8 protein-coding genes are annotated in these 12,212 nt (G+C 45.7%); all 8 read right to left on the bottom strand.

Going from position 1 to position 12,212, the window contains the following annotated elements:
* Positions 1-592: 592 nt before the first annotated feature.
* Complete coding sequence (locus WB371_RS18885; protein WP_336221570.1) at positions 593-2,353, bottom strand: DUF4209 domain-containing protein; 1,761 nt, start codon at positions 2,351-2,353, stop codon at positions 593-595.
* 249 nt (positions 2,354-2,602) lie between these two features.
* On the bottom strand, positions 2,603-4,621 hold the full coding sequence (locus WB371_RS18880; protein ID WP_336221569.1) for an ATP-binding protein: 2,019 nt from the start codon (positions 4,619-4,621) through the stop codon (positions 2,603-2,605).
* Positions 4,618-5,997 (bottom strand): Shedu immune nuclease family protein, encoded by a 1,380-nt coding sequence (locus tag WB371_RS18875; RefSeq protein ID WP_336221568.1) that lies wholly within the window; start codon positions 5,995-5,997, stop codon positions 4,618-4,620. Before WB371_RS18875 ends, WB371_RS18880 begins: the two co-directional genes overlap by 4 nt.
* A gap of 9 nt (positions 5,998-6,006) precedes the next feature.
* A complete protein-coding gene (locus WB371_RS18870) occupies positions 6,007-6,783 on the bottom strand; it encodes a restriction endonuclease subunit S (RefSeq protein WP_336221567.1) in 777 nt (258 codons plus the stop codon).
* A gap of 312 nt (positions 6,784-7,095) precedes the next feature.
* Entirely contained in the window at positions 7,096-7,833 is a 738-nt protein-coding gene (locus WB371_RS18865) for a Crp/Fnr family transcriptional regulator (protein WP_336221566.1), read from the bottom strand.
* A gap of 233 nt (positions 7,834-8,066) precedes the next feature.
* Positions 8,067-9,002, bottom strand: a complete 936-nt coding sequence (locus WB371_RS18860) for an endonuclease/exonuclease/phosphatase family protein (protein WP_336221565.1) — start codon at positions 9,000-9,002, stop codon at positions 8,067-8,069.
* Between the two features lie 72 nt (positions 9,003-9,074).
* Entirely contained in the window at positions 9,075-10,763 is a 1,689-nt protein-coding gene (locus WB371_RS18855) for an amidohydrolase (RefSeq protein WP_336221564.1), read from the bottom strand.
* Positions 10,760-12,181: an APC family permease gene (locus WB371_RS18850; RefSeq protein WP_336221563.1), complete on the bottom strand. Its 1,422-nt coding sequence runs from the start codon at positions 12,179-12,181 to the stop codon at positions 10,760-10,762. The genes WB371_RS18855 and WB371_RS18850 overlap by 4 nt, the downstream gene beginning before the upstream one ends.
* Positions 12,182-12,212 lie beyond the last annotated feature (31 nt).

The raw sequence follows: 12,212 nt of genomic DNA, 5'->3' as shown, positions 1-12,212 counted from the left end.
ATTCTGACATACTCGGCAGGCAGGCATAGAGGTGATCTCATTGAATTGATAGCACAATCAGTAGATCACAAAACTCTATGCCTGTCTTTTTTCACCCGCCCATTACTGGGGATTCCTCAGCGCTAAAGCGGGCTTCTTTAAATCTGGCTCCTCTGACTGGGATCGCCTTTGCCATTAACTGGCTAATATTTAAGCTAAACCTGAATTCCCTTTCTGTCAAGACCACCATAATGACCACCTTTATCAAAAGTGAAAATTTGAGTGAAATTATTAAGAAATTACGCCTTGTCCAGCAGCCTATTTGAGTGGAATGATGACGCTAATCTTCTATGCTTTTGCTATCCTCCGCTCATGTTTTCATGTCGTATAGATAAGGCTTCACCTAATCGTGCTAAAGCGACGATAGCTATACGATCGAGAAGTGCAGGGTCAGCATCAATTTCACAACAGAAAAAGGTTTTTCGATAAAAGTTATTACTGATTTTCGTAAAGTGATTACATTTACTGTCGTGACTTTAATAAAGTATCCAAATTAACCATGCTATCGATCTATTACTATACGATAGCATGAGGTTGTATTGAATTTAGATATTTATTTGCCATCGATAAGAAATGGATTGAAACTTCCTGTAACCACAGATAACCATCGCCAACAGATGTAGTCGAGAATACTATTTTTTAAATCGTCAGATGTCAGTAAACCATGTGCTACTTTGTGCCTGAGGTTTGTGCCAGAAGAATCAGTAAGTAATTGCTCTATTTCAAAAACAAACTCTCTAATGAATATATTGGAAATTTCTGGTTTTTTCATAAGGTTTGGTAATGAGAGTTCATCTTGACAGCCTTTATTAGTGGTAATTGTACTGATAGAGTGTTTTTTTAAATGATCCCTGACAAAAGATTCATATTGTGGGATGAGAATAAATATGGCGGAAGTAATATCTTCTTTAAGCCATCGTTCGAGGCCAGTAAATAAAAAAGGCTTCATTTTTTCAGGTAAAATATTGGATTTCTCTACCAATATTTTAAGTGTCTCCGTGGTGTTAGAAAATTTTGTAACAATTTCCCTCAGTGAAGCATTGAAGATTGCACCGTATAAAGAATAAAATAATATTGTATATTGAGTGTTTTCTTGGTTGTGTGATATTGTCCTCCCATCATCTGATATTGTAGTTTTTTTGAAAAGTTCTTCAAAAGATTGGTTCGAGTTTTCTCTATCATTAATATAATCTAATGGATGAATGTCTTTAAATTTATACTGACCGAATAATGAAAGGGCTTCACTGGCTGAGTCTGTCCTTTCAATTATTTCGGAAATTTCCTCAATATAATCATTAATCTGCATAGTGACCATTTCACCTTTTACTACTGCGTTTGCTTTTACTCTGTTAATCATCATTTCAATATTATGGCTGTTACAGCCAATCTCAGATAAAGCATTTTTGGAACTATTATTTTTATAGTTTTCAGCAAGAAAACATAATTGAATTTTTAATCCTTCAGTTATATCTCTTTTCTCAAGTGTCTCTATCGACTCGATAAGAAATAAGATGTTTTTTACTATCTTGGCATTTAAAGAAACGATGTTATTTGAATATTCAATTTCTTTATAAATACGACTAGCATGTTCCGCATAAATGTTTACATTTTGCTGAATGCTTAATAAAAGTGGCGAAATTTTTTTATTTTCATGAATTATACTAATCTCTCTTTCAATTAATTTAATAGGGATATCTGAAATCAACTCAGCAAACATAACCTTAGTTTCACGTTCTAACTTTTTATCTATGGACAGTATACTATACACTTCAAGATATGATATTTGTTTGTTTTTAGTTAACTTTATTAAATCTTTTTTTATTTTTTCCCTGTAAGTGCTAAATTTATCGCCTTTTATATTGCATAATAACATCGCCATTCGGTAAAAAAACAAAGATTCTTCGCTTTCATTCTCAACTATCGATTTGTGTGACAGATAACATTCAATTGCCATCAATGAAAATTGATTGTTTTTGCTGAAAAAATAAAGCACATCATAAATATAAGCTTTAACAATTTTTCCTGGGAGGAATGACAATGTTTCTTTTAATAAGTTTATTTCATCTTGAGAAAGTATGCATTCATCTTCCTTCATAGATATTTTGTCAGGATATATGTTTATCCTGTGGTGATGAATTAAAAATGAGAACGTTTTTTTAAATGTAGAAGCAATAATACTTAATGCTTTGTCATCAACCTCTTTAATATAAAATTCAAGTTTCTTAATTGGTGTGAAGTCTAATTTGTGATTGATGTTTATGATGGAGTAATCGAATCTATCGATAGCATTTGAAATGGACTGGTTATTGTTCATGAGTACTACCCTTATGCGGAAAATTTATCTTAAAATCTAACTTTCAAACTCATAGATGATATTACAAGCCGTAAGATGTTTATGCGGTTCAGCTGGATTAGACACCATCACAGGATCAACGATCGTCAATGCGTCGTTTTTCTTCCTAAGGACACTTAATAGCTCCGACAACAATGTAGGGGAAGGCGAAGGATCTGATATATGACCTCTCTCTCCGTGATAAACATTATATATCGTCACTTAACGCTCCTAAGCAGCAGGCAATCCAAGCTTGTCGAAAAATGCCCGGTTACGCTCTCTGGCCGCTTTTACTAATTGGTCAAAACTAATCACTTCAATATAGGCATGGGAAGGTTCGTTATAACCGAAATAGCCCATCCCATCAGATGTGATCCGCAGATTGGCTCGACGACAGCGCCGGTGCATGGATTCAGTAAGGTCACAAAGTACATAACAATAGCCCGGTATATCATTATTTCCCGGAATTGGGCGACCGGATTTTGTAGTTACTTTACCCTCGCGTATCCGCTCTAAATAACTGAGCGCCTGATCAATAGGGTCTTTATCTTCACCTTCTCGCATATCATTACGCATGGGGCGTTTGATTTCGATAACTGTGATGGCTGCAAGTGGAAAGCTGATCTGGTCGTTAACAAGAAGTGGATTATCAAATACTCTTAGGCTGAGCAAGTCTGGCTCTTTGGTTGATTCATTACCAGTGATTGGCATCGAATTGAGCGTTTTATCAGAAGCCAAATAGTTATGAAATGCCAAGCGCTCATCAATTAGCCAAAGGTTACAAGAGTCTAGGAAAACCTCGACGGAATCCTTGCGCATAGGCATGATTAGTTCGTGAATCATATCTTCACGGGCGTACTTTCCGTCCTCTAGCCGCTCAATAGATTTTTGTAACAGGTCGATAATAACCTTGCGGTGTGAAACGTAATTGGCAAGATCTGATTTTTTAAGATCTCCTGCTTTGTGTAGGTAGTCGCCTAACCGTTCTTTATATTCTTCTACATGCTCCTTATTCTGAGGCAGCATGATGTCATGGCCTTCGCTCACCAACTGACGCTCCACCTCATACCACTGAGCATGCAGGTGTAACTCCAGCTCTTTGTCTGATTTTTCTGGGTCAACGATCAAAAATTCTTCTGCAACATAATTGGCAATGGGGCGATAGCGTGGAGCATGATTGTTGATAAAATCATCCACTCGTCTGCGGCCAGCCGACACGTTTTCTGCCAGAACATCTTGCAGGTACTCTTTGGTACGAGTCAACACGGCTTCTCTAATGTCTTTAAAGCTTACTTCATTGAGCATGTCCTCAACATCTTCAGAAATATCAAAGGAGGTACGCTCACTACGTACATGTTGGTTCAGGTAGTCGGAGGATATGTAGCATGTATAAGTAAACTCACCGGAAACGTCAGAAATTTTTCCGTACAGTCCAGGAATTTTTCCTTGAATGGACTCTTCTTTAACCAGCCGATTAGCTGCGCAGAGTGCCAGTTGGTGTTTTTTATTAACGGATGCACGAAATTTGATATGAGTTAATTCGAACTTGTGGCCACGAATTGTTATTGTTTCGAGAAAGGCGCTGGCATGCATATGTTCTTGGAGCAAAAGATCTAGGTCAAACACCTCGTCCGCGTCTTCTAGAAGTATCTTGGGTGCGCTTCCCTGCCGTACGAAATACCATAAAACATGTTCCAGCAACTGATTGGCTATTGACTGGCCTTTTGCAGGAACCTGCTTTCGAAAGTTTTCATCAAAATCGAGAAGTTTTATAATGGTGCCAGGTTTTTGGTATGTGGCTTCTACAACCTTTTCACCATGGACTCCCGATTTATCGTCGAAGCGGAATATGCGTTTTTTAAGCTCATCATCAACATCGAAAAAGTGGCTTTCCACTTCGACCAGACCAAATACTTTGAGCCACATCAGACGGCCAACACCCCTGCACCCCTTGTCAATTTTGTGGTCAGAATCTAGGGTTTCAAATGACTTAAAGTTGGCTTCGTCAAATCCACAGCCATTATCAATTATAGTGAAGCCGATGATTGGCGATTGGGATTTAGCGTCTAAATTAAGGCTGCCTTGAGTAGTGCGATTGATGCGAAGAATAATCTTTCCGTCAGTGGTATTATTAGTTTCCTCAATAGAATGAATGGAGTTTACCACCGCCTCAAATACTGGCATTAGGCCGTGACTCTTAGGCAAAGAAGTATTTCGTAGGCGGCCCTTTAAATTTGTTTGTAGGCTCACGGTGCAGCCTCCTCTTTTTCATCGCTATTGTCGAGAAACTCGTGCAGTTGCTTTAACTTGAGTAATAGCTCATCAAATGTAGTGATTTGCACGTTCTTCGAATTACGTCGGTACATCTCAAAAGACTTCTTCTCGTCTTCATCACTTGGCATAGTACCAATCACTAAAATGCAGTGAACAGCATATGATTCAATGTCATAAATTCGATTGTTGTTCTTTATCGTGGCGATGTTTTGCTGTAGCTGATAACACTGATCGAGTACTTGTGTTACAGAGCCGGTAAGTTCTGTAGAGGCGCAATAAACTGAGTCTCTGTAGGGTTTTTTGTTCAGTAAATCGGAAGAAGGCTTTTTGATTTCAATGAGAGCTAAGTTGTTCGTTATACCATTTTTAATTAGATAGTCCGTGATTTTTTCGCCATCACCAGTCAAACGTTTGCCGCCAACACTTGCTTGGTCTGATATTTTTATTGCCGGGTATCCGAAGGCAAGGCTCAGGATAAATGGGTTCTGATTGAAGAGTTTCTGCCAGGTATCTTCTTTAGTCTTTTGGCTTAGCAAGTCTTCATAAGAACTAATCAAACGCTCTAATGAGACCAACTCGATATCATTTTTCAACTTGGCCAAGGTGAGTGAGTCGGTTTGTTTTACCACTGATTTGTCTTCCGTAACCATACTCATAGCTGCTTGCTTATCAGTATCCGTTACCTTGATCCGAAGCATTTTGCTAATGGCGTCATTATCTGTAGGCAATCGTTTTTGCTCCACACCCAATCGATAAGCGATATGGTTGTAGGTGGCAGCTATCTTCGTGATGCGCGCAACTTTCCGTGCTCTTTCAGTAATGCGGTTACAAGCACGACGCATTTCATCATAATCATTCAAATTTAGATGAAAATATTCATACTCAGTGCCGCCCGTTTTTTCCTTGCCAATCACAAGGCATTGGTGCTTCGCGTGCTCTTCAATAGATGAAATAATCGCCTTGTATTCTTTTGTTAATCCTAGGCCATAGCGAATGTCTTTGACAAAACCTGCCGGCAAAAGCTGCAAGCATTCAAAAACCTCTTCTTTGGTATAGGGTGCTGAACCAAGGTATACTTCAACACCAATTTCATTTATTTCGTCATACTTCTGTTTTAAATAATTAGGATGGGTGGGTAAGGTATATATGGGATAAATTAAGATAAAATTATCCTGACCGTTAAATAGTGCAATCTTTCTTTTATACTTACTAGGATCAGCCGAGTCTATTCCTGCTTCTTCTAGATCACTTATACTCGGAAGATAGAATACTTCCGTGCAGTTAGGGAATACTTCTTCAATCTCAATATTCAGCTCTTCAGGGCTGAAATCTTCGGGTAATAGCTTAGCCATGCTCCCTCCTTAGAGCTCGCCTTTAAAGGCTGAATCGAGAATTGATACTTTCAGTTGCTGCATCATTGTTATTTTCTCAGAGATTTCAGCCTTCACTCTTACAGAAATTTGGTCGACAGCATTGATCTTACTCACAATGTCCCTTTGCTCATTAAGAGTGGGAACTGGAATTTCTATTTCGGATAGAATTTTTAGATTAATGTTCTTCTGTGCTGCGGCATTCGCTTTATTGTCCAGTTGCTGCTGAAGTGTTGTTAGGAAGTAATAAAGGTAATCGGTTTCTAGCTCCGAAGAAGAAATACCAACAATACTATCAGGAAAACACGCATCCATTCCTAGAATTGCAACATCCCCAATATTGGCTGCTATTGTTAGACAGATAGTGTCCTTTGGCCACAACTTACTCTGTTGAACCAGCAGCGAGGTACTGCTCTGTTCAAAGAAGGATTTGGGGAGTGGAAAAGAGAACAGGGGCAGGTACTTTACGTTGGTTCTGTTGCGCTCATTTTCTATACAGCGCAACACCGGAAACATCAGGTTGACTGGCTCAATATGGGTAATCTCACCCTTTTCACCATATTTGACGAAACGCCTGCGCCAGTTTTCGCACATTTCAGGCGTAACGCGGAGTACTATGCCGCTCTGGTTTTCTTCACAGTTATCTTTACCGAGCATGAGCTGATGATGCTCATGTACCTGGCTGGCCGGTATTTTACTCTTTTCCGCACCGCTGAATTTCAAATAATCCTGCCATGCAGAGAGGATATCTTTAGAGGAATTTTTCATTACACTGACAGTGACTTAATCAGCCCATCTCCTTGAAACTAATGGTGGCAGGATAACACAGGCATGAAAGTTTTAACCTGGGCCATTTGTCCTTGTCTGTATGAAAATATGTAATTAGTTACAACATTCTTATTGGTGCTGTTTAAAACAGAGATCCGGGTTGCTGTTCGGCTTTCCAGGGAAGAATATCCGGCTGATATTCCAGATTACAAAGTGGGCTGATGGACTGTTGAAACAGCTGAATTCGGGAGTCAGGGAGAAACAATCCTGAGTCGGATTATATCTGTCTTCTGCTGTCGGTATGAACGTTGGTCATATCAGCAATGCAGCAAGTTGTTCCGCGTTGCAGACGTGCAACCGGCGTTGTGTATCATCAAGTATCCCTTTTGTCCTGAGCTCTTTTGTGAAACGTAGGGCTGTTTCTGTTTCACATCCGGCGAATTCCGCTACATCACGCCATGTCCAGTGGTAGCCAGGGAAATGGTGTGTCAGATACCACAGGCTGCTCAGTACCCGATACCGGGTGCGAAAGCGGGCAATCCACGCCAGTCTGTGCTCAGCATCAGACAATGCATTTGCCATTTGTATCAGTAAAAACTGACAAAATGCTGGAAAATGAAGCAGGAATTCATTTTCGTTATAAGGAATGATATGACTGAGCCGGGCATCAAGCATAAGTCTGGCAGTGCAATGGTATGGCGTTTGTCCTGCCAGTCCGGCAAAACCGAACCACTCATTATGCTGATATATTCGTACCAGGATATCGTCGCCATTTTTGACAGAATGATACAGTCCAACAACACCGGAATGCAGGTACCAGAAGCCCTGGTAAAGTTGCTCCTGTCGGTAAATTGACTCTCCGGTAGTCAATCCGATATTTCTTACCATAGCCTGAGAGGTGAAGTGATGTGGGCTGAAAAGCGTATTGCTGGCAGGGGGATGTTGGTGAGTCAGGAATGGTAAATCGCGTTCTGGTATTGAATTATTCACGTTGAGCGGTCCGGGGCAAATAATCGTTGCTTTATCGTTGAGATTGATCGCTTTCTTCATATGCAAATTCCGTTCAGCAGGAACAGGTCCGGTCAGGTTGGTAAAACCGACAGCCGTCAGTCTGCGGGACAAGGCCTGCATCCGTTGTCTGCGGGCAGAAATGTGATTTTTTGTCGAATTAACACTGACATCAAGGGTACCTGAAGTGTAAAACCTCTGTAACAGCATATCCCGTCACAGAGGCCATTGTTGTGAAGGTGTAGCTAAAAGGTGTTTCCTGAACACGATATGCGCTATTGCTCCAGCAGTTTCAGCGTCATCACCAGCGGCAGATGATCGCTGACTTCCGCCCAGCGGATCCCTTCCAGTTGTTGCCGCTTTGCGACAGGTAACAGCAGTTTCTCTGTCTGCCAGCGCTGCCCTTTAAACGTCAGGATATGATCGATAGCGACTGCCGGGTTGACGGCGGGCCAGCTTCTCGCATCCGGTTGCTGCGGGACCGGATTACTCCAGTAGCGTGCAAATCCTGCCATGACCTGGCTTTCCGGTACATCGTTAAAATCGCCCGCCAGTATTTTCACCGACGACTCAATATTGGGAAAAGAGGTAAGGGTATTACCGATGGCGAAATCATTGATGGCATACATCTGTTGCATCCTGACTGCCGGAGCCTCGTGCCAGTCCAGGTGGTTTGCAATAAAGACCACCGGACTGTCAAAGCCGGGTTTGTGGATCTCCGTCGCAAGGAGCACGCTTTGTTCCACTTTCGGTGACGGCAGCGAGATGGTGGCCTGCCGGGTGATGGGGTAGCGGGAGAGCACCGCGATACCGTACTCACCGCCTTCAAAATCAATCGCCTTACCGAATGCGCCATACATCCCGGTCAGTTTTTTCAGCGTTGCCAGTTGATCGACATTTCCACTACGACGGGTGTTTTTATCCACTTCGCTCAGGGCAATAACATCGGCGTTCAGTGCTTTAATTGCGCCAGCTATGGCATCCAGGCTGCCAACCCGGCCCGCAGCGATATTGTAAGCAGCAACGGTGATTTCTGGCGCCTGCGAAACGGGGTAAATCTTGTCAGGGACACCGCCTTTAGATGGCGTCAGCACCACCAGTTCGCTTTCCTTTGCGGCTGCGGTATCGCTCGCGTGACAGACAGAAAACCCGGTAATCAGCAGGGCGGAAGCGCAAAGCACCAGGATTCTGATATTAAGGTTGTTATTCATTGCTGTTCCTCAGATTTCATTATATTAAATACGGCCAGTCCGGCAGGGACGATGCCCTGCCGGTTATAGCGCTCAGGGAATAATTGAAATGTCTTCGGCTTGCCACACCACCTTCCCGCCCACCATCGTCAGCAGCACCTTAATCTGCCCGAATTCCTCTGCCGGGGTGGTAAACGGGTTACGGCTGGTAATAATCAGATCGGCAAATTTCCCGGCCTCCAGCGAGCCGGTAACGTTATCCACGCCGAGTGCGAAGGCACCGTGGATCGTTGTGGCACGCAGTACCTCGTCAACGGTCAGATTGCGGTCACTGTTCAGCCGGGAATGCTCAGCACTGAGTCTGCGAGTCAGCCCCACCTGAAAGTTGCCCCACTCATCCAGCGGATCGATGGGCCAGTCGCTGTTGTAGGCCACCATTACCCCGGCATCGAAAAACTTACCGTGGGTTTCAAGACAGGTTTCAGCCCGACGGCTTCCCAGCAACTGCTGATACGCCTCCGGCAATCCTTGTGGTAAACCTGCCCACTGCCATGAGAGATTCGCCGTTACGCCCAGCCCGGCAAAGCGCTGGTACTGATGTGAAGCCATCAGATCGTTGTGCGCCATGCCGGGACGGATATCGGCATCCGGGTGGCAGACACGCATTATCTCCAGCGCATCCAGCGTCATTTCCGCCGCACCGTCGCCGATGATGTGCATATGCGGGTGCAGGCCTGCTCTGGCACAGCAGATAAACAACCGTGTGAGCTGGCGTTCAGTGAAATAACTGTGACCGCAGGTCTCCGGAGTGTCGGCATAGGGTTCCAGCAGATGGGCGGTATGGTTCGGCAGCATGCCGTCGATAAAGAATTTTGCCTGCCGGATACTGATCCCCGGTTGAGGGGAATGAGCATTGGTGGAATATTTCCGGGCAAAATTCAGGACATCCTCCACGGCCTGTGCGCAGGTACGTGGCGGCACCACCTCTTCCGGGGTGATCTCCTTCGCGCCATAAACCCGCAACTGTAATTTCCCCTCCTGCCACAGGTGGTAAAAGGCATCAAACGCTTCCGGCTCTGCCCGCGCATCCATAATGGTGGTGACGCCCTGGCGGTGCAGCGCGGTCTGGGCCTGCATCAGTATCTGTGCGCCCTGTTCAGGTGTCAGACGTGAAACCCGGTCATAACAGCGCATGGCGGGGGCATCCTCAAGGATCCCCGTCGGTTCGCCGTCGTCGTCGCGCAGGATATTACCGTCCGGCGGATCAGCGGTTTCTTTCGTTATGCTGAGCCGTTCAAGCCCCCGGCTGTTGAGGGCGATAAAGTGACAGTCATTCGAAAACAGCATCACCGGACGTGGTGTGGCCAGCCGGTCCAGATCGTGGCGGGTCACGTCGCTGCCGCCTATTCGCAGCCAGCCGCGCACCAGCAGCCAGTCATCATCTGCAGTCTCTTCACTGTGCCCGAGGTGTGCCTGAATACGTGCCACCGTTTCGTCCGGCGTCAGAGATTCATAGTTGAGACTGAACCCGGCCAGCAGCTTTGCGCCCCACCAGGGATGCATGTGACTGTCAATCAGGCCGGGCAGAACTGTGCGGCCCTGTAAATCAACGTGCTGCGTCCGGGGGCCGGCCAGCGGCAGTATCTCCTCATTGCTGCCGGTGGCAAGAATACGTCCGTGATGCACGGCGATAGCCTGGTGGACATTGCCGGGGATATCCATGCTGTGAATGTCGCCATTAAACAGCAGGATATCGGCGTGGTGACTGTAATTCTCTGTCATGATGAAGCCTCCTTTACGGGAGAAAGGGATACGGTCTGTTGCTGGTCATGGTGCTTTTCTGAACGGCGAATAATCACCTCACCGACCGTCAGGATGAGTGCCATCCCGATGACAATCGGGCCGCTGTGCGACCAGTTGACGGAACCGGAGAGAATGTCCGGGAAGACGAACAGCACGATGGCAATGGCAATAAAGGCAACACACAGCAGGGTACATCCCCACGCCATGACCGCGCCGCCGGGCATCCGGTACGGGCGGGCAGTGTCGGGATCGCTGAGGCGCAGCTTAATAAACGCTGGATAAAACAACAGATAGCTGGAGATGATGCAGGTGCTGGAGAACGAAAACGCCGACCAGAAGGCATCTGCGTTGTTTCCGGCGGCAAAACAGGTGTAGAGAATACTGACGCAGGTACCCACCCAGCCCAGCGTGGTGCAGGCGCCGCTGGGGGTGTGGTTCTTCGGATGCCATTTACCGATGACCGCAGGCAGGCACCCTTCGCGGGCGGCTTCGGCGGCGGCGCGTGACGGGGCCATCGACCAGGTGACCTGATCACCGACGATGCACAACATAAACAGTACCGTGATAATCATTACCACCGGACTGTCGTTACCGAACAGGGGGCGGATGGCATCGGTGATACCGGAGACGAGATTGATGTGATCCAGTGGCAGCGCCATCATGATGCCGAGCGAGCCGAAGATATACAGGGCGACGACGGCAAGGCTGGAGTACAGAATCGCACGCGGCATGGTGCGGGCTGGATTTTTCAACACGCTGCCCATACAGGCCACCAGTTCAAAGCCGGTGATGTTGTAGATAATGGCAGAGAAGAAGCCGATGCCACTGGCTGAGGAGGAGGGAATTAAACTTTCCACCGTGAAGGGTGTGGCGACGCCGTGGTGAAAGGCGTAAACCATCCCGCCAATTCCTGCGGTGCCAATAATGATGATTTTGAACAGCGCTCCGGTGACGGTGACGCCAATACCGACTTCCACCTGTTTATTAATGATGGCGACGGTCATCCAGATAAGGGCAATCACCAGCGGCAACTGTATCCACAACGGCATTCCGGGCCAGAAGGTGTCGGCAATCAACCCGGTGAGCAGAATGAAGTTGGCTGCCATCCAGATACCATTCGATACCCAGTACAGATAGATAGCGCGGGTGGACATGCGTTTGCCGAAGGCGCGGCGTATCCAGTCGTAGATACCGCCTTCTGCCGGGTAGGTGGTGCCCAGCTCTGAGATGATCATCATATTGGGGATCACAAACAGTACAATGGCGATAACCCACAGCGTCAGCCCGGACGGGCCGAGGGAAGCTGAGGCGGTGAGGGTGCCGAGTACAATGACGGCACAGATGCAGAAGAAGGTGATTTGAGGGGTACCCATTTTTCCCTGAGAAGATTGCGTCATAAAAGTCTCCCTGCCTGACGTTGTCAGCAGT

The sequence above is a fragment of the Citrobacter amalonaticus genome, from assembly GCF_037053465.1.
In the GTDB taxonomy this organism is placed as follows: Bacteria; Pseudomonadota; Gammaproteobacteria; order Enterobacterales; family Enterobacteriaceae; genus Citrobacter_A; species Citrobacter_A amalonaticus_H.
This window is presented reverse-complemented; position numbering and strand designations above follow the sequence as displayed.

Excerpts from the sequence above, each read along its gene's own strand:
- WB371_RS18860 (WP_336221565.1), bottom strand. The coding sequence starts at position 9,002 with ATGAATAACAACCTTAATATCAGAATCCTGGTGCTTTGCGCTTCCGCC.
- WB371_RS18850 (WP_336221563.1), bottom strand. The coding sequence starts at position 12,181 with ATGACGCAATCTTCTCAGGGAAAAATGGGTACCCCTCAAATCACCTTC.
- WB371_RS18875 (WP_336221568.1), bottom strand. The coding sequence starts at position 5,997 with ATGGCTAAGCTATTACCCGAAGATTTCAGCCCTGAAGAGCTGAATATT.
- WB371_RS18870 (WP_336221567.1), bottom strand. The coding sequence starts at position 6,783 with ATGAAAAATTCCTCTAAAGATATCCTCTCTGCATGGCAGGATTATTTG.
- WB371_RS18865 (WP_336221566.1), bottom strand. The coding sequence starts at position 7,833 with ATGAAGAAAGCGATCAATCTCAACGATAAAGCAACGATTATTTGCCCC.
- WB371_RS18855 (WP_336221564.1), bottom strand. The coding sequence starts at position 10,763 with ATGACAGAGAATTACAGTCACCACGCCGATATCCTGCTGTTTAATGGC.
- WB371_RS18885 (WP_336221570.1), bottom strand. The coding sequence starts at position 2,353 with ATGAACAATAACCAGTCCATTTCAAATGCTATCGATAGATTCGATTAC.